Below are 18,294 nucleotides of genomic sequence, written 5' to 3' on the forward strand. Positions count from 1 at the left end.
ATAAAGGACATCCTTTGACGAAAGTGATCAAAGGGTGTTTTTTGTGTTTATAAATGGATTACCAGGTATTTTGACCGACGGGTCATTTTTTGGTTTACAAGCTCGTATAATATTTGTATTATATTTGTATAATGTTTTTGCTAGTTACCGCTTAAAGTGTTCTTGGGCGGTTTAATAATAGGTTAGGGGCTTGAGAACTATAGGAATTCCCTACATAGAAAGGTGAGTGGCATGATACCGAATCAACAACGCAAACGTGCAGCTGTCATTGGTGCAGGTCCAGGTGGACTTGCAGCAGCGATGTTATTGTCCGGTCAGGGGTACGAGGTAGATGTGTATGAGAAACAGCCAGTCATCGGGGGGCGTTCTGCCAGATTGGAACTGGGTGAATATCGATTCGACCGGGGTGCTACATTTTTGATGATGCCACAGCTGATCGAAGAGATGTTCGATGTGGTGGGACGCAAATTATCCGATTATGTGGATATGAAAGAGCTAACTCCGCTGTACGCACTGAACTTTGGTGACAAGGTGTTCAAGCCTTCTCGTAATCGGGAAGATACAGCTGCACAGATTAAGGAATTGTTTCCGGGCAATGAAGACAATTACCTTCGGTTCATGCAAGAAGAAGAAGTGAAGTTTGGCAAAGTTATGCCTCTGCTCCGTCGTCCTTTTGGCAAGTTGACTGACTATCTACGCAAGGATGCGGTAACAGCTCTACCTAAGCTTGATGTACACAATACAGTCTATGGAATCTTGTCCCGCTATTTTACAGACGAGCGTCTGCGCTGGGCATTTACATTTCAATCCAAATACCTTGGCATGTCTGCCTGGGATTGTCCGGGCACCTTTACCATATTATCGTTTATTGAGCATCACTACGGATTGTTCCACCCCATTGGCGGCGTGAATCGGATCTTCCAAGCCATGGCCGATGTCGTGGAAGAACACGGAGGACGCATACATACTTCCACCCCGGTGAAACAGGTCATCGTCCGCAATGGTCGTGCAGAAGGTGTGTTGCTTGAGAACGGTGAACGCATCGAAGCAGACCATGTGGTGGTGAACGCCGACTTTGCATATGCGGTTAACCATCTGTTTGAACCAGGCGTGCTTAAGAAATATACCCCGGAGAAAATGAAACGCAAAAAGTATTCCTGCTCTACAGCAATGCTGTATCTGGGCGTGGATGGTGATGTGGACCTGCCGCATCACTCGATCTATTTTCCCGAGGACTACCGGTTAAACGTTGATGAGATTACAAAGCATAAAATGTTATCAGCCGATCCATCTCTATATATTCATAACCCTTCCAGACTTGATTCGACGCTGGCACCGGAAGGGAAATCCGCTTTGTATGTTCTTATGCCTACGCCTAACCTTACCGCAGACATTGATTGGGAGGCAGAACGGGAGAATGTGCAGGAGGCCATGATGAAACGAATGGAAGGCATTCCTGAGCTGGCAGACATACGCAGCCGTATTGAGGAATGTATGCTGTTCACTCCACTTGATTGGGAGACTGAACTAGATGTGTATCGCGGAGCAACGTTTAATATGGCACATAACCTGGGTCAGATGATGTATCTGCGTCCCCATAACCAGTTTGAAGAGTTGAAAAGTGTATGGCTGGTAGGCGGCGGAACACATCCGGGCAGCGGGTTGCCCACGATTTTCGAATCGGCACGGATCAGTGTCAGACTGATTCAGGAAGAGGACGCACGCACACGTTCCAAGCCATCCTCTTATGTGAAGACGGCAGAAGCCAGAGGGCATTCATGAAGCGGGCCGCTATTGTAGGCGCAGGGATCGGCGGACTCACTTCGGCACTGTTATTGAACCGTCAAGGCTGGGATGTCACCGTGTATGAACGGGGTTCCCGCGTTGGCGGACGCATTGGATATGAGCAGGAAGGCGAGTATCGGATCGATCAGGGGCCAACGATCGTACTGCTGCCGGAGATGTTACTTGGCATCATGGAGGAGGCAGGCGTAGATCGTTCGAAGATTGAGTTACTTCGCTGTGATCCGTTATACAGAGTCCACTACCACAGTGGTCGTGTCATGACCAAGATGACCTCACGTGAAGAGCAGACGGCGGAGATTGAGCGTTTGTTCCCGGGAGAGAGCCGGGGATTCACACGATTCATGAAAGATATGGACACGTTGTTTCCGGCAGGCAGGGCAGCGTTTCTGGAAAGGGCTTTTCCGCGCAAAAGGGATTTCTTCACCCCTTCGCTCATGTCACTCATGGGCAGATTGCGTGCACACAAAAGTGTCCGGAAAGCAGTAGGCGATTATTTTGAGCATGAGGAATTGCTTGATGCGTACTCTCTGCAAAGTTTATACATCGGTGGATCACCGTTTGGAACGCCAGGTATCTATTCCCTTTTGCCTTACGCAGAGCATGAATATGGCATCTGGATGGTCAAAGGCGGATATGCAGCATTGCCAGCCATACTGGAACAGGAACTGATATCACGTGGTGGACGTGTCGTGCTGAATTCGGAAGTGAGCGGACTCAAGATTAAAAATGGTGTGTGTGAAGGTATAGAAACGGCAGCAGGCGCAGAAAATGTGGATGCAGTTATCTACAATGGTGATTTCCCCCATCTATCAGGTTTGCTTGGACAATCACCAGAGGTAGCACGTAAAAGAAAACCGTATCGTCCCTCTTCCGGATGTGTATTGCTCTATGTGGGCGTGGACAAAACCTGGGAAGATGCAACGACGCACCAGTTCTTCCTGCCACCGAGTCTTGAAGGCAGTTTGCAGGAAGTGTTCAATCAGCGACGCATTCCGGCAAAGTCCTCATTTTACGTATTTAATCCGGTCGCATTGGATGAAACTGCAGCGCCTCAAGGACAGAGTGTATTATATTTCCTCATTCCCGTACCAGATGCCGAAGGTGTCGACTGGGATCAGGAGAGTGAAGCATTGGCAGAACGTGTACTGGAAGAAGCGGAGCAACGAGGATTCCCGGGACTTCGTGCAGCGATCAAGTGGAAAAAGGTACGTACACCCGCTGACGCAGAGCGAGACGGGCTCTATGGGGGCGGAAGCTTTGGTATAGCACCTGTATTGTTCCAGTCCGGTGTATACCGACCGCAACCCAAACCATTCCCTAATATAAAGGGATTATATGCCGCAGGAGCATCTGTACATCCAGGTGGCGGAGTGCCGATTGTAATGCAGAGTGCACGGATGGCCGTCAATCAACTCATGAAGGAGATGGGAACATGAATGAAGCGATTTTGAGCAGGTGTGAAGAGTTGATGCAAAAGGGTTCTTCCTCTTTTTATCAGGCCTTTAGAGGGCTGCCAAGTCCACGTCGGGAAGCGGTATATGTCATTTATGCCTTCTGCCGCATGATTGATGACAGTGTAGACGAGCCGGAACATTCGCCCTATACGATTCACGAGATCCATGATTTGTTTGATCAGTTGGACGACGCGGAAGGACATTTTATCTGGCCAGCACTGAGATGGTTGTTCAACAGTTTTCCTCATCTGGATAAGGGGCCATTTTTCCGTCAGATGGAAGGGCAGCTCACGGATCTTAAAGTAACGCATTATACAACGATGCAGGAACTGGAGCATTATTGTTATCTGGTGGCCGGAACCGTAGGCGAGATGTTGTTGCCTGTATTGAGAGATGATAACGGCGCAGAAGTAGCGATGAACGGGATTGCTTTGGGTAAAGGAATGCAGATCGTCAATATTATTCGGGATGTTGGTGAAGATCGGGCCAGAGTGCGCCGGTATGTTCCGCTGGAGCTTATGGAGAAGCATGGTTACACCGAGCAGGACTTTGAAGACGGAATCGTGGACGAACGTTTTATTGCCATTGTTCATGAATTAAAAGCTGCAGCATTGAACTGGTTCCGTATTGGCATGGATCGTCTGGATACGTACCCAACGGAAAGTGCATTTTCCATCGAGCTGGCAGCAGCCTTTTACTCCACCATTCTACACGCCGTTGAACGCAACGACTATGACGTATATACCAAGCGGGCATATGTTAGCGATGAATTGAAACTGGAGATGCTGGGTGCGATTGTGAAACGTTACCCGATGCTGGCCTATCAAGCTTCCCGAACGGCGGTATCCTGATGATCCAGTGGCTTTACTGGGCGTGGTATGTCATTGGAGCAACCTTGATGCTAACGATCGGTGTGCCTGACGTATTATCTTTTTCAAATGGTTTATTTCTAATCTTCTACGCATTGTATGTGCTGGATCTGATCTATCAAGGGCGTAATCGGACAGGCCTGTCCGACCAGTCAGTCATCTGGCTGAAACCCGGACTCTGGATATCCTCTGTGATTATCTGGCTTGGAGGTATGGGTGTAGAGTGGGTAGGAGTGCATACGCATTGGCCCTTTGGTGAGTATGCTTACTCAGACTTCTTCGGGATTCATCTGTTCAGTGTGCCAGTTACGCTGGGTTTCGCCTGGATCGCAGTGGTGGGTAACTCGGCGCTGTTAAGTGGCGGTGGTTCAACGTGGACTGGCAGACTGCTTCGAGCAGTGAAGACCGGGTTCTGGGCTATTGTACTTGATCTGGTGCTCGACCCTGTTGCGCATGCAAGAGGATTCTGGGAGTGGCAAGCTCCAGGGGGGTTCTACGGTGTTCCGTGGACCAATTACATAAGCTGGTTTATCATGGGTGCATTCCTGTCCCTCTTCCTTCCGGCCATGCCTAATGACCGTAGCTCGTTGCTGCGTGCGAAATGGTTGTATCAGCTGTTTATTCTTCTGTTCGGCCTGCTTGCTCTAAAGGAAGGGATTACAGGCAGTTTTATCATCGCCATTGCTGGTGTGCTTCTTGCCGAAGGGAGCTGGCTCTATGATTCGCGCCGTAAAATCAAAACCGTTTAATCGTATTTTTGCCTTATACAATCACTATTATCTGCTACGTCGGCGCTTCCGCTCCTTCACGCTCACAGGGTCACTGGACCCGCAGGTGGACATCAGGGACAACTCCCCGATTGAACCGACTCGTCCCGTGATCTATTTCATGAACCACAGCTCCTGGTGGGATGGTCTGCTGCTCTATCATGCGGCCAGGCAGACATCGCGGGGTGATCATTATGTGATGATGGAGGAGCAACAGCTTCAGCAATATGCTTTTTTTCGTAAATTGGGTGCGTATTCGATCAATAAGGAGAGTGCGTCCGGTATTCGGACCTCTCTACAGTACACCAGTGAATTATTGGATTCAGGTAAAAGGGTCTGGATTTTTCCCCAAGGAGAAATTCTGCATCAGGAGGCCAGACCAATTCAGTTCCGTCCAGGCATCGGATTGTTGCTTCGTCGTTCTCCAAATGCCATCGCCGTACCGGTAACCTTGTGTCATGGGATGGTCCAGCATGATTTACCGGAAATATCGATGCAGGCGGGCCCAGCTGTGATGGAAGACTGGAAGGCATTGAAGAGTGAAGAGATTGCCGCCAGACTCGGCCATGTGCTGGAACAGCAGTTAGACGATCATAGATCAGAGCTTATACGGATGGGGCAGGGAAGTTTGCCAGATGCGATTCCACTGATTCGTCATGTACGTTCGACAAGTGAAAAATACGATGCGGCACGAAAGCGGGTGAACCGTTAGCATGAATGCATCTGAAATCTTCTGGATTGTGCTTACCTGCATATTGGGCGTACAGTTGCTGTTCGCTCTATGGAATGTCTCCTGTCTGTCCAAAGTACGTTCATTCCGAACAGACAAGATACAACCACCAGACCTGCTGGTCTCGGTGCTGATTCCAGCCAGAAATGAAAGACTACATATCGAAGGATGTCTGGAAAGTGTGCTCGCGAGCGATACAACGGGATTCCGGATGGAAGTAATGGTGCTGGATGATCGCTCCGAAGATGAGACAGCGGCCATGGTACAAGCGATTGCGGATCGGGATGCACGTGTGCGTTTGCTGCATGGCGTTGATCTTCCCGAAGGCTGGATGGGGAAATCCCATGCGTGTCACAGGCTGGTTCAGGAGGCCAAGGGAGAATGGTATATGTTCGTGGATGCGGATGTGCGTCTGGAGCCAAGTGCCATTCGGCAGACGCTTGCGGCAGGGTGTGAGCAGAGCGGGGGGCTTATAACCGGTTTTCCTTATCAGGTAACAAAGACGTGGATGGAAAAGCTTGTTGTGCCCATGATGGTCTTCACCATCATCAGTCATCTGCCCATTTTCATGATACGCAGATCATCCAGTCCGATGTTTGTGGCCGCTACGGGGGCTTTTTTGCTGATTCATCGCTCCAGTTACGAGGCTTCCGGTGGTCATGCTGCCATTCAGGCACATCTGGTGGATGATATGAGTCTCGCCAAAGCAGTCAAGCGTGCAGGTCATCCGGTGATGCTGACCGACGTGCATGACGTAACGAATACCCGCATGTATCAGAACGGTGCAGAAGTATGGAACGGATATAAGAAAAACATGTACGAAGGTATGGGGCGCAAAGACGTGCTCCTGCTTGGCACGATGTTAATGTATACACTGATGTATATTGTGCCCCCGCTAGGCTTGATTTTTGGACTCCTTATGGGCAGTTCGATGTCCATTCTGTATGGATTGTTAGGAACATTATTAGGTATGGCTGTGAAAAGAGTAGCGGATCATGCTGGCGGACAACCCTGGTGGCTTGCCCTTCTGCAACCGGTCAGCATGGCCTGTGTCATTGCCATCGGATTCGCTTCCTGGCAGGCAGGCCGCTCCGGCAAGGGGTATGTATGGAAAGGTAGGCGGTACAGTTGAGAGGTAACGTCATTATAATCGGTGCAGGATTTGGAGGTCTGTCGTGTGCAATACGACTGGCTTCACAAGATGTGCAGGTGACCATTCTGGAACGGCAGCAACACGTAGGTGGCAAGCTACAGCATTTTGTGCGGGACGGGTATCATTTTGACCGGGGACCGAGCACAATCACGATGCCATCGACCTTTCGTTCAGTCTTCGACCATGCGGGTGTAGCAATGGAAGATTACGTACAGTTATATGAGCTAGAGCCGCGCACGCGTAATGTATTTGCAGATGGCACAGTGGTAGATTTGTCAGGCAATCGCGGGTGGATGAAGGAGCAGATCGCAGCGTACAGTCCGGAGGATGCGGCTCGTTATGATGCATTTATGGATGAGTCTGCTGCACTGTATGCGGAAGCCAATCGTCATTTTCTGGGTAAGTTGCTGCTGTCTCCTTTTGACAAATACAATCTCCAAATGCTGCGCAGCCTGCTCCGCGTGCGGCCAACGGTGAAGCTGGATAAGTTGCTGCGCTCGTATTTCCGACATCCGCATACGCTGGCTATGTTCGGACGGTACGCGACCTATGTGGGATCATCGCCGTATCAATCGCCTTCGATCTTTGCCATGATGGGGCATGTGGAAGCAGAAGTCGGCATCTACGGGGTCAAAGGTGGAACCTATCAACTGATCGAAGGAATGACCCGGCTGGCTCGGGAAAAAGGTGTACAGATCATTACCGGCACAGAGGTCCGGCAGATTGTTGTTCGGAATGGTAAAGTGGCAGGTGTAGACACGGATCAAGGCTTTCGGGAAGCCGATCAGGTCGTTGCCAATGGAGATGTGCTTAGCGTGAATCGACTGCTGCTCGCACCGGAACATCGGAAAGAGATGAACAATGCGCGCATACAGAAATATGAACCATCCATCTCGGGATTTGTGACGCTGGCAGGTGTGCGAAGGCAATATGATGCACTGCTGCATCATACGGTTTTTTTCCCGGAACGGTATGAACCGGAGTTCGACCATATTTTCCGTGACCGTAAAATGCCCGAAGATCCGACGATCTACATCTGTTATTCCGGTTATTCGGAAGCGGGCATGGCTCCGGCGGGAGCCAGTAACCTGTTCATTCTGGTCAATGCTCCCTACTTGTCGGATTCATGGAATTGGGAGCAACAGACGGAACGTTATGGAGCGTTTGTGCTGGAACAGTTGGCAGGACGGGGAATCACCGGGTTGAATGAATCTGATGTGCTGATCCGGTACACACCGCGAGATATTGAACGGGATACCTTGGCGCATCAAGGGTCGATCTACGGCATCTCGTCCAACTCGGTGAAGCAGACCTTTATGCGACCAGGCAACCGAAGCAAAGATGTACAAGGACTCTGGTACGTCGGCGGAACGACACATCCAGGCGGCGGAACCCCGATAGTGACGTTGTCCGGACAGCTTGTTGGTGAGCAATTGGCATCGGAAATCTTGAGATAAGTTTGTTGTGCAGATGATGGAGTGAAAATGTGTTTTGTTGATCCATGTGCGTGTGTATCGTCTCTGCTAATTAACTTTGAAGCTGCTACGGATGATCCGTGCTGTTGAGTAGGTATGAGATAGTGGTGCTCCGGGATTTAAGTGAGACATTTGGTGTCGGGGCATCCTTTCAATAGCCGGTTTGGAACGTTATACTGGATAGAGTTAAACTGCTGAGCTGTAATGCTTATAGGATTAATGTTTTTGTCTTTTGCAAAAGACGTATATACATAGAAGTAAGGAACGGGCAGGTTATCCTGTCGATCCGCACGATTCTCACATAGGAGGTCTCATCATGAATGAACAAGAGCGAGCCGGCGAACGGCTGCTTCCCGAAGTGGCTACGGGAGAACGGAAGCTAGAGCACGTGCGCCTCTGTCTTGAGGAGAATGTGGCAGGAGAAGGGGTAACCAGCGGTATGGAGCGGTTTGCGTTTCGTCATCACCCACTGCCGGAACTGGATTTTGAAGAGGTGCATCTGGAGACTTCGTTTATTGGTAAAAAAGTACGTACACCCTTGCTCATCAGTTCGATGACGGGTGGAAGCAAAACAACGGGCGCCATCAATGAGCGCCTCGCTCGAGTAGCAAACGCCAGAGGCTGGGCGCTCGGCGTAGGTTCAATCCGGGCTGCCGTGGAGCAGCCGGAACTGGCAAGTACCTTCGATGTGCGGCGCTGGGCACCGGACATCCCGGTCATTGCCAACCTGGGCGCGGTGCAGCTGAACTATGGGTTCACCACGGCTGATTTCCAGCGTGCTGTAGATATTGCGGGTGCGGACATGCTCGTGCTTCACCTGAACACCTTGCAGGAAGTTTTCCAGCCGGAAGGTAACACCAACTTCAGTGGATTATTTCAACGGATTGAAAACTTGTGTCGTGAGCTAGACGTACCTGTTGGTGTGAAAGAAGTAGGTTTTGGCATCGATGGTGTGACGGCTCAACGCCTATATGAAGCAGGTGTCGCGTTTATCGATGTGGCCGGGGCTGGAGGTACAAGCTGGGTACAGGTGGAGAAGTACCGCAACAATAACCCGGTACGCCGAGCCGCAGCTGAAGCTTTTGCCGACTGGGGTATTCCGACAGCGGAATGTATTCAGGAAGTACGAGCGCTGAATCCTACTGGTTCCCTGATTGGCAGCGGTGGACTGTACACTGGCGTGGATGCGGCCAAAGCCCTCGCGCTCGGTGCAGATCTCGCTGGTTTCGGTCGATCTCTGCTCGAATCCGCAGTAGCTTCCGATGATGCGCTGAATGAGCGGCTGGAACAGGTTGAGTTTGAACTTCGTACCGTGATGTTTGGTATTGGCGCAGGTCGGATTGAGGATTTGAAGCAGACGTCACGTCTGGTGGAACGGCGTTAGACCGGGGTTGAAATGAAGATGATATAAACTTCATTAGGAGTTATTTAATTATATATTTTGAGTCTACTCGTATTGCTTCTATATAATCTGGAACAAAAATAGTGTAGAGGATACTTCATTAAGAAGTATCCTCTACACTATTTATAATATTAAAATTGTCGGGCGCTGATATTCATATCCATTTTATGACCTGTTGAACTATAGATATAAACTTTGACGTTTGTTGTGCCTATGACACCTATTCTTGTTGTTTTTTGAGTCCCTTTCTTGATTGGAATATCAATGGAGGAAAGATTGCCCACAGTAAGTTTGGCATAAATAGTATCCGTACTATTGTTTTGAATCCAAACATCTGCATCTTCCCCATTGTCAGGAACCAATGTGAATGATTTTTCGTACGCATTGTAACTGCTGTAATTGAATGGTCTGATAAGCTGTACATCCATTGGATTGATAATCGAATCCTCAGTGTTCTCCATAGTGATTGGAGAAGTAGTGAGAGCATCTTGCACTCTATCCTCTAAATCAACAGCACTAGCTGGATGTGCAGAAAGTAATATGGACAAAGCTACGCCTGCACCTAAAATTATGTTGAATAACAATGTAATTTCCTCCTTATTCAGTGTTATGTAATAATGTTTCAATTACTTACATGATCGTGTTGTCGAATTATTACATACATTCCTCTTTCACGGTGACATTCTCATTGGTTACAGTGACGTAGGAATTGCCGGACAAGTATTCGGTATAACCGCAAACTGTTTTGTTATAGGTTTTTCCGCGGCTGTCCGTAAACGCCAAGGAGACGGCCCCCTCCCCGGAACGTTTCAGTTGCGGAGCGAATTTCACGTTTGCTCCGCTGGGAATATCTTTTTTGAATATGTAGATGGAGCCACTCTCATTGTTGTTAAATGAGTTGTCGCCTTGAACTAGACTAGCCTGAATATGGGTGAGGTCATAGTCGGACTGATTGTAGATCGTGATCCTTAAGTGGCGAAAGGGATCCACTGCATTCAGAAAGCTCATAAAAGCGACTATGGCGATTCCGAGTATGATAGCGGATAAGATAATTGTTTTCTTTTTGGAGAATCGGCGACGTGTGTTCAATATGATCCACTCCTTTCCTTCATGAGGTATAAACGATGGGAAGAGATCAAAAGTTATAAATAAAATGGATGAATATGAAAATTGAAGTTCGAATCGTCAGAATAACTTCATGCGCTTAATAGGAGAAAAGGATACAATAAGATACTAGTAGTGCAAAAAGGGCTGCACAGAGATCATACATAATCAAGATCACTCGAAATAAGGAGGGGAATAACTTGGAACTTTCTCCAATGAATCAGGAAGATTATGCGAGTTTTCGCATTCGATCGATTAAGGATTTTGCAGAAGAAAAAGTAGAAGCGGGTACCTGGGCTGAGGAAGAGGCACAGCAACTGGCGGAGGAATCTTATGAACGTTATCTGCCAGAAGGCTTGAACACACCCGGAGCGTATCTCTACAATCTGGTGCATCCTGTGGACGGCAATGTAGGGTATATCTGGTTTAATATCACGGATAATCGTCGTGGAAAAGATGCTTTTTTGCTGGATATTGTGGTTGAAGAAGCACACCGTGGTAAGGGATACGGAACAGAGACGATGCAGGCGCTTGAACAGACGGCCTTGAGTCTTGGCGTGGATCGCATTGGTTTGCATGTGTTTGGACATAATGTGCGGGCGAGCAGCCTGTATCGCAAGATGGGATATGAGGTAACGGACCTGACGATGTACAAGGAAATCAGAGGGTAAATCTAAAAACGGATAATATAGGCCAAACTTAAGATCTGCGCAAAACGAATTATCAGCATTAACTGGGGATTTCGGGAAGCGGAAGGGACTCTGGTCGAATTGGCGAAGTTCCTTGATGCCTTGAGGTTTGTCATATATAATGTATAGGATTATCCATACCGAACAAGTAATCAATGAGGAGTTGTCATATACATGGCTTTGAAAGCAGGAATTGTAGGGCTTCCGAACGTCGGAAAATCTACGTTGTTTAACGCAATTACACAAGCAGGTGCCGAATCGGCAAACTATCCGTTCTGTACAATTGACCCTAACGTGGGGATCGTTGAAGTACCAGATGAGCGTCTGGACAAACTGACAGAACTCGTTGTACCTAAGAAAACAGTACCAACGGCGTTTGAGTTTGTAGATATCGCTGGTCTTGTTCGCGGTGCGAGCAAAGGCGAAGGTCTCGGTAACAAGTTCCTTGCCCACATTCGTGAGGTAGATGCGATTGTACACGTGGTACGTTGCTTTGTAGATGAGAACATTACACACGTCGATGGCAAAATTGACCCGGTAAGCGACATCCAGACAATCAATCTGGAGCTGATCCTGGCCGATATCGAGAGTGTTGAGAAGAAAATCGATCGCTCCAAGAAAAACATGAAGGGCGGCAACAAGACTGCCTCTCAAGAAGTAGAAGTATTGGAGAGAGTGAAGGCTGTTCTGTACGATGACAAGCCGGCACGTAGCATGGAACTTACGGATGATGAGCTTCTGATCGTGCGCGATCTGCACTTGCTTACCCTGAAGCCTGTTCTGTACGCAGCCAATGTAGCTGAGGACGAAATCGGCGACGTGGCGAACAATGCTTACGTGCAAAAAGTAAGAGAATTCGCAGCTGCTGAAAACGCAGAAGTGGTGCCGATCAGTGCAAAGGTTGAAGAAGAGATTTCTGAGCTGGAAGGCGAAGATAAACAAATGTTCCTGGAAGAACTCGGTATCGAGGATTCCGGTCTGAACCTGTTGATCAAAGCGGCTTACAAATTGCTCGGTCTGTACACATACTTCACAGCAGGTGTGCAGGAAGTTCGTGCGTGGACAATCCGTAAAGGTACCAAAGCACCTGGCGCAGCGGGTGTCATTCACACCGACTTCGAACGTGGATTCATCCGTGCAGAAGTGGTTTCCTACGACGATCTGGTTTCAGCGGGTTCCATGAACGGTGCCAAAGAGCGCGGACAACTTCGTCTTGAAGGTAAAGAGTACGTTGTAAATGACGGTGACGTTATGCACTTCCGTTTCAACGTATAGGTTGTTACACGTTTATATGTAGATTCAATAACATGACCCTGCGACCTTCTCGTGAAGTTCGTGGGGTCTTTGACTTAGAGTTTTGCAGATGAGGAACAAGAAAAAACATTGGGATTAGGTTGGTCGCCTTGCAATCCGGTGGTTTTTCATTCGTTTGATTGAAATTCGCCGTGGTCGCCCACCGGCCTTTGTTAGAGAAGTCACGATGTTAGCGCATCGTGGCTTTTGTTTATTTTACATTTCGGAACAACATCGAACAACAATTTCATTTTGTATTTCGCAGCACCAAAAATTAGTTCATCCGCATGCGGAACAGTTACTATTCAGAACCATAAGAATATGCTATAATTAAGAGTCGTATACCACGTTAAAATTCGCGCTTGAACAGATGAGCTTAAGCGAGTTTCATACAGGGTACGCGATTTCTTGATTTCACTTTAAAAGTAAAGGATTTGATGACGTTGTAGCGATGTTATACGTCGATCATACAGGAATGTGAATACATGCTGCAGTCAGGGGATTCGGTGAGAATCCTGTGCGTTGTGGAATATAGATTATAGATGTTATGAATAATGAAACCGAAATAATTATTAAAAACGATATTTGCATGGACAAAATAATGTGTGAGGTGACTATACATGTTGGATAAATTACAGGCGTTAGCCGACCGTTATGACAAGTTGAGCGAGCTTTTGTGTGACCCGGATGTGGCAAGTGACAACAAAAAGTTGCGGGAATACTCCAAAGAACAATCCGATCTGCAACCAACTTATGAAGCGTACAATGAATACAAACAGGTAAGTCAGGATCTCGAAGCTGCCAAGGAAATGCAGGGTGAGAAACTGGATGATGAGATGCGCGAAATGGTCAAAATGGAAATTGACGAACTGAGCACTCGCCAGAAGGAATTGGACGAATTGATTCGTGTACTCATGCTGCCAAAAGATCCGAATGACGACAAAAACGTTATTGTTGAGATTCGCGGAGCAGCTGGTGGAGATGAAGCAGCGTTGTTTGCAGCAGATCTGTATCGGATGTACACACGTTATGCAGATGCACAAGGCTGGCGTGTAGAGCTGATGGACGTTAACACAAATGATCTCGGTGGATTCAAAGAGGTTGTTTTCCTGATCAACGGACGTGGCGCTTACAGCAAAATGAAATACGAAAGCGGCGCACACCGTGTGCAGCGTATTCCAACAACTGAATCCGGCGGACGTATTCATACGTCAACTTCAACGGTTGCGGTTATGCCTGAAGCCGAAGATTTTGATATTGAAATTCATGACAAAGACATCCGTGTTGATACGTTCTGTTCCAGTGGTGCCGGTGGACAATCGGTTAATACGACGAAATCCGCAGTACGGGTAACGCACGTTCCAACGGGAATTGTGGCGACATGTCAGGATGGAAAATCACAGAACTCCAACAAGGAAAAAGCGTTGCAGGTTCTGCGTACACGTATTTTCGATATGAAACGTATGGAAGAGGAAGCAAAGATCTCTGTTGAGCGGAAAAGTAAAGTGGGAACGGGCGACCGTAGTGAGCGTATTCGTACGTACAACTTCCCGCAAAGCCGTGTGACGGATCACCGTATCGGTCTGACGATGCACAAGCTGGATCAGATCATGAACGGGGAGATTGAAGATATCTTGTCTGCACTGACGATTGCTCAGCAGACCGAGTTGATGGATAGAGGAGAATAATCTGTGACCCGCGCGCAGTTTGTCATGACGCCGGAACAGAGCTGTCGGGAAGCCTTCGTTGAGGCTTCCTCTTTTTTGGAGAAGTGCGGCGTGTACGAGCCGCAAAACAATGCCCGGCTGCTGTTGGAACATGTACTCGGCGTTTATGGCGCCGCGTATTACATGATGCAGCCGGAGCCTTTTCCCAGCGAGCATCGCAGCAGCTGGGAGGACGCCGTCACGCGCAAGGCTGCGGGTGAGCCGGCGCAATACATTATCGGCAGCCAGGAATTCTATGGGCTGCCGTTCGAGGTCACGCCGGCCGTACTGATTCCGCGGCCGGAGACTGAGCTGTTGGTCGAGGCTGTGCTGCGCGAAGCCGACCGCGTGTTTCCTGACGGCGCTCCGCTCGCCGTCGATATTGGCACGGGCAGTGGTGCCATCGCGGTGACGATGGCTTCACTGCGCCCGCGCTGGCAGGTAGGCGCCGGGGATCTCTCGGCGGCTGCCCTGCAAGTGGCCGCGCGGAACGCGGCCGCGAACGGCGTACAGATCGACTTCCGTGAAGGCGATCTGCTGGCCCCGTTCGCCGGGGCACGGGTGGACATCCTGGTGTCCAACCCGCCATACATCCCGGCGGCTGATATCGCCGGGTTACAGCAAGAGGTGCGCGATCATGAGCCGCGCATGGCATTGGACGGCGGTCCGGACGGGCTTGCACCGTACCGTATCATGCTGGAGCAGTTGGCGCTGTTGCCTGCGCCGCCGCAGATCATTGGTTTTGAGCTGGGCCAAGGGCAGGCTCGCGACATCGCAGCTTTGCTTGAAACGGCGGGACATTGGCCGGAAATTATCATTGTACCGGACCTTGCCGGAATCGAGCGGCATGTCCTGGGTGTTCGTACTTCGGAACAGGTGACGAAAATGTAAGGTTCCGCGGGTTTTCTTTTTGCCGTGAAATCCTCTACAATGAGATATACCGAAGATTTCTGAATGCTTGGGGGAACATAATTACATGCTGCACAAATTTAAAAAGATAGACTATTCTATTGTCTTTATACTCGTTATTCTGATGGGTATCAGTATTTTATCGATTTACAGTACAACGTTTGGTCGTCCAAAGCTGGAGGGACTCCCGAAAAGCGCAGTGATCTTTTATATTTTGGGCTTCGTAGTCTTTTTTGGGATGTCGATGATCAACTATAAATTCATAATCAAAAATTATTTATATATCTATGGCGTGGGGATGCTCCTGCTCATATTCGTTATGTTCTTTGGTAAGGAGTATTATGGTGCAAAAGGTTGGCTGTCCATCTTCGGGGTCAGTTTGCAACCTGCTGAATTGTTCAAGTTATGCCTGATTGTGTTTTTATCGGCCTTTTTGGCCCGAAAGAAGAACCGTCCGCTCTATTTTGGACGTGACGTTATTCCGATTTCGCTCTGTGTTCTGCCGCCGTTACTACTCGTATTGCTTCAAAATGACTTGGGAAATGCATTAAGCTATGTAGTCATTCTTGTGGGCCTACTGTGGATTGGTAACATTAAATTTACGCATGCCCTCATTGGCTTTATGATCGCAGTGGCTGCTTTTATCGGTGGTACACAGGCGTATATTCATTACCATGATGAGATTGTTAAATTCCTGAATGACATTGGACGTTCGCACTGGGCGGATCGTTTTGATCCTTGGCTTGTACCAGAGCTGACCTCAAGAGATGTACTCTGGCAGACGTATAATGCAAAGCTTGCAATTGGTTCTGGTGGGATTACAGGCAAAGGTTATATGGAAGGCACGACGATTCAGTCAAATCGGGTGCCGCTGGCCTATGCTGACTCCATCTTTGTGCAGATTGGGGAAGAATTTGGTTTCATCGGTGCCTCGGTACTGCTTCTCCTGTACTTTATCCTGATTCACAGGCTGGTGCTGATTGCACTGGAGTGTAAGGATCGCGCGGGGCCTTATCTCATTGTTGGGATCATAGCGATGCTGCTTTACCAGATCTTTGTTAATATTGGTCCATTCATTGGTCTGATGCCGTTGACAGGGATTACGCTGCCGTTTATCAGTTCGGGTGGTACCTCCATTATGATCAACATGATCAGCATGGGTCTTGTGATGAGTATTAAGGTCCACACGGAAGAGAATGAGGATATTCTTGGCTCTGCGGAACAACCGAGTATTACGGATCTGGTGAGAAAATTGCTAAGACGCAAGCCGTCCCAGCAGGAGCAATAACGTTTCTGAGTCAAACCGTGAAATAGCACGTCAGATTTATGTATATAAGCTAGATAACTATAGAACCCTGGAACAGACCAACCCAAGTTACATTGGGTGGATGTTTTGGGGTTTTTATTGTTTTTACGGCGTAATTCAGGCCGTTGAATAGTTCGTTTTTTAACCTGAAACGACCCTGATTTCCATTTTATTATCCAATTATATACAATGGTAATATTGAGTTCAATTGGAAATCATAGAATGCTAGATTTCAGGGGGATGGACAGAGTCATGTTGAGAATGTTGAAAAAGATGGACGGTGTTATTCTTTTTGTAATGCTGTTGCTCATGATTATTAGTGTATTTGCGATTTATAGCGGAACGCAGACAGATGCCAACTTGGCGAATCATCATGTCAAAACGATGTATTTCTATGTGGCCGGGTTCATTGCGGTGCTTGTGATCGGGCTTGTAAATTATAAGTTATACGTGAAATATGCGTTTTATTTGTATGGCTTGGGGATCATACTACTGATCTTGGCCAATGTCCTGGGAAGTTCAATCAATAACGCCAACGGTTGGCTGAAGCTGGGCGAAAACTTTTCTTTTCAACCGGCAGAGTTGTTCAAGATGATTCTGATTTTGTTTCTCGCCCATTTGATCGTGAAGAGACAACGAGGCACGCTGAAATTTTGGAGAGATATTGTGCCGATTGGCTGTTGGGCGTTTATTCCGTTTGCCCTTGTTATGGCTCAGAATGATTTGGGGAATGCGCTGGGGTATGTGGTGATTCTGGCTGCGGTATTCTGGATCGGGAATATGAGGCTGAAGCACGCATTGATTGCACTGGCGATTGTGGGAGTGGCGTTCTTTGGTTTTGTCAAAGCCTATACCTTCTACCATGATGAAGTATTCACTTTTCTTGAGAAGATAAAACGTGAGCATTGGGCGGAGCGGATTGATCCCTGGCTTGTACCGGAAAAGGCTACCTCAAAGGCTTCCTGGCATACGAAAAATGCAGGTTTAGCCATCGGTTCAGGGGGCATCATCGGCAAAGGTTATTTGCAAGGAACATCCGTTCAGAGTGGACGAGTCCCCTATACGTATTCTGATTCCATTTTTGTTGTGATCGCAGAGGAGTTTGGGTTTGTTGGTGCATCCGTACTGATTCTGTTGTACTTTATCCTGATCCACCGCATGGTGCTGATTGCTCTGGCATGTAGAGATCGCGCGGGACCCGTCATCATTGTAGGTATTATCGGAATGTTGTTGTATCAGGTGTTTGAGAACGTGGGGGCGTTCCTCGGACTGATGCCACTCACAGGTATTACGTTACCGTTCATCAGTTACGGCGGCACCTCTTTGCTTATTAATATGGCTTGCATCGGTGTAGTCATGAGCATTAAGTTGTACGGGCAAGAAGAGGAGGATGAACTTCTGATGGGAGAGCAGCAACCCCGGTTGTCGGAACGTTTATGGAATATGCTCAAGAAAGAGAAAAGTGCTGTGTAACTGTTGAGTCGGTGTAGGTGAAAAGTAAAGCGGTGAGACGTATAACGTGATCGTTTATAGGAATGAAGAGGTTGATTTGCCCTGTAACCAGGTGCGGATCAGCCTTTTTAACATGATGGGTGAGAAAGTGTAAATCATAGAAACGATTTAGTAGATTT

At 48.2% G+C, this 18,294-nt stretch carries 16 protein-coding genes; 14 read left to right on the forward strand and 2 right to left on the reverse strand.

Features of this window, described 5'->3' with window-relative positions:
- Positions 1 to 231: 231 nt before the first annotated feature.
- The 8 genes from MKY28_RS28755 to fni all read left to right on the forward strand — a co-directional run bounded on the left by MKY28_RS28755 (position 232) and on the right by fni (position 9,638).
- Complete coding sequence (locus tag MKY28_RS28755; RefSeq protein WP_340937677.1) at positions 232 to 1,782, forward strand: phytoene desaturase family protein; 1,551 nt, start codon at positions 232 to 234, stop codon at positions 1,780 to 1,782.
- Positions 1,779 to 3,242, forward strand: coding sequence for a phytoene desaturase family protein (locus MKY28_RS28760; RefSeq protein WP_340937679.1), 1,464 nt, complete (start codon positions 1,779 to 1,781; stop codon positions 3,240 to 3,242). Before MKY28_RS28755 ends, MKY28_RS28760 begins: the two co-directional genes overlap by 4 nt.
- On the forward strand, positions 3,239 to 4,111 hold the full coding sequence (locus tag MKY28_RS28765) for a phytoene/squalene synthase family protein (protein ID WP_340937680.1): 873 nt from the start codon (positions 3,239 to 3,241) through the stop codon (positions 4,109 to 4,111). Before MKY28_RS28760 ends, MKY28_RS28765 begins: the two co-directional genes overlap by 4 nt.
- A complete protein-coding gene (locus MKY28_RS28770) occupies positions 4,111 to 4,878 on the forward strand; it encodes a carotenoid biosynthesis protein (RefSeq protein ID WP_076253629.1) in 768 nt (255 codons plus the stop codon). The genes MKY28_RS28765 and MKY28_RS28770 overlap by 1 nt, the downstream gene beginning before the upstream one ends.
- On the forward strand, positions 4,847 to 5,608 hold the full coding sequence (locus MKY28_RS28775) for a lysophospholipid acyltransferase family protein (protein WP_076328725.1): 762 nt from the start codon (positions 4,847 to 4,849) through the stop codon (positions 5,606 to 5,608). The genes MKY28_RS28770 and MKY28_RS28775 overlap by 32 nt, the downstream gene beginning before the upstream one ends.
- A gap of 1 nt (position 5,609) precedes the next feature.
- Positions 5,610 to 6,758 (forward strand): glycosyltransferase, encoded by a 1,149-nt coding sequence (locus MKY28_RS28780; protein ID WP_340937681.1) that lies wholly within the window; start codon positions 5,610 to 5,612, stop codon positions 6,756 to 6,758.
- Positions 6,755 to 8,236: a phytoene desaturase family protein gene (locus tag MKY28_RS28785; RefSeq protein ID WP_036612606.1), complete on the forward strand. Its 1,482-nt coding sequence runs from the start codon at positions 6,755 to 6,757 to the stop codon at positions 8,234 to 8,236. Before MKY28_RS28780 ends, MKY28_RS28785 begins: the two co-directional genes overlap by 4 nt.
- Before the next feature lie 334 nt (positions 8,237 to 8,570).
- The gene (gene fni, locus MKY28_RS28790; RefSeq protein ID WP_036612604.1) at positions 8,571 to 9,638 is read left to right on the forward strand and encodes a type 2 isopentenyl-diphosphate Delta-isomerase; all 1,068 of its coding nucleotides are present in this window, start codon (positions 8,571 to 8,573) and stop codon (positions 9,636 to 9,638) included.
- 149 nt (positions 9,639 to 9,787) lie between these two features.
- Here fni and MKY28_RS28795 read toward each other — a convergent pair whose 3' ends face one another.
- Together MKY28_RS28795 and MKY28_RS28800 are read right to left on the reverse strand one after the other, a co-directional pair.
- Complete coding sequence (locus tag MKY28_RS28795; RefSeq protein ID WP_340028236.1) at positions 9,788 to 10,240, reverse strand: hypothetical protein; 453 nt, start codon at positions 10,238 to 10,240, stop codon at positions 9,788 to 9,790.
- 70 nt (positions 10,241 to 10,310) lie between these two features.
- Positions 10,311 to 10,745 (reverse strand): hypothetical protein, encoded by a 435-nt coding sequence (locus MKY28_RS28800; RefSeq protein WP_340028237.1) that lies wholly within the window; start codon positions 10,743 to 10,745, stop codon positions 10,311 to 10,313.
- 215 nt (positions 10,746 to 10,960) lie between these two features.
- Here MKY28_RS28800 and MKY28_RS28805 point away from each other — a divergent pair, with 215 nt between their 5' ends.
- From MKY28_RS28805 to MKY28_RS28830, 6 genes are all read left to right on the forward strand, one after another.
- The gene (locus MKY28_RS28805) at positions 10,961 to 11,431 is read left to right on the forward strand and encodes a GNAT family N-acetyltransferase (protein ID WP_340028238.1); all 471 of its coding nucleotides are present in this window, start codon (positions 10,961 to 10,963) and stop codon (positions 11,429 to 11,431) included.
- Between the two features lie 192 nt (positions 11,432 to 11,623).
- Positions 11,624 to 12,724 (forward strand): redox-regulated ATPase YchF, encoded by a 1,101-nt coding sequence (gene ychF / locus MKY28_RS28810; RefSeq protein ID WP_340028239.1) that lies wholly within the window; start codon positions 11,624 to 11,626, stop codon positions 12,722 to 12,724.
- A 638-nt stretch (positions 12,725 to 13,362) separates the two neighbouring features.
- Positions 13,363 to 14,430 carry a peptide chain release factor 1 gene (prfA, locus tag MKY28_RS28815; protein ID WP_017691918.1) on the forward strand — a complete coding sequence of 356 codons (1,068 nt, stop codon included), beginning with the start codon at positions 13,363 to 13,365 and terminating at the stop codon, positions 14,428 to 14,430.
- Positions 14,431 to 14,454: 24 nt separating this feature from the next.
- On the forward strand, positions 14,455 to 15,339 hold the full coding sequence (prmC, locus tag MKY28_RS28820) for a peptide chain release factor N(5)-glutamine methyltransferase (RefSeq protein WP_340938072.1): 885 nt from the start codon (positions 14,455 to 14,457) through the stop codon (positions 15,337 to 15,339).
- An 85-nt stretch (positions 15,340 to 15,424) separates the two neighbouring features.
- Positions 15,425 to 16,645 carry an FtsW/RodA/SpoVE family cell cycle protein gene (locus MKY28_RS28825; protein ID WP_076254008.1) on the forward strand — a complete coding sequence of 407 codons (1,221 nt, stop codon included), beginning with the start codon at positions 15,425 to 15,427 and terminating at the stop codon, positions 16,643 to 16,645.
- A 270-nt stretch (positions 16,646 to 16,915) separates the two neighbouring features.
- Complete coding sequence (locus MKY28_RS28830) at positions 16,916 to 18,136, forward strand: FtsW/RodA/SpoVE family cell cycle protein (protein ID WP_047840705.1); 1,221 nt, start codon at positions 16,916 to 16,918, stop codon at positions 18,134 to 18,136.
- Positions 18,137 to 18,294 lie beyond the last annotated feature (158 nt).

The organism is Paenibacillus sp. FSL R5-0473 (assembly GCF_038004565.1).
Taxonomy (GTDB): Bacteria; Bacillota; Bacilli; order Paenibacillales; family Paenibacillaceae; genus Paenibacillus; species Paenibacillus amylolyticus.

Coding starts and splice junctions, on each gene's coding strand:
- MKY28_RS28755 (WP_340937677.1), top strand. CDS start 232: ATGATACCGAATCAACAACGCAAACGTGCAGCTGTCATTGGTGCAGGT.
- MKY28_RS28760 (WP_340937679.1), top strand. CDS start 1,779: ATGAAGCGGGCCGCTATTGTAGGCGCAGGGATCGGCGGACTCACTTCG.
- MKY28_RS28765 (WP_340937680.1), top strand. CDS start 3,239: ATGAATGAAGCGATTTTGAGCAGGTGTGAAGAGTTGATGCAAAAGGGT.
- MKY28_RS28770 (WP_076253629.1), top strand. CDS start 4,111: ATGATCCAGTGGCTTTACTGGGCGTGGTATGTCATTGGAGCAACCTTG.
- MKY28_RS28775 (WP_076328725.1), top strand. CDS start 4,847: ATGATTCGCGCCGTAAAATCAAAACCGTTTAATCGTATTTTTGCCTTA.
- MKY28_RS28780 (WP_340937681.1), top strand. CDS start 5,610: ATGAATGCATCTGAAATCTTCTGGATTGTGCTTACCTGCATATTGGGC.
- fni (WP_036612604.1), top strand. CDS start 8,571: ATGAATGAACAAGAGCGAGCCGGCGAACGGCTGCTTCCCGAAGTGGCT.
- ychF (WP_340028239.1), top strand. CDS start 11,624: ATGGCTTTGAAAGCAGGAATTGTAGGGCTTCCGAACGTCGGAAAATCT.
- prfA (WP_017691918.1), top strand. CDS start 13,363: ATGTTGGATAAATTACAGGCGTTAGCCGACCGTTATGACAAGTTGAGC.
- prmC (WP_340938072.1), top strand. CDS start 14,455: ATGACGCCGGAACAGAGCTGTCGGGAAGCCTTCGTTGAGGCTTCCTCT.
- MKY28_RS28825 (WP_076254008.1), top strand. CDS start 15,425: ATGCTGCACAAATTTAAAAAGATAGACTATTCTATTGTCTTTATACTC.
- MKY28_RS28830 (WP_047840705.1), top strand. CDS start 16,916: ATGTTGAGAATGTTGAAAAAGATGGACGGTGTTATTCTTTTTGTAATG.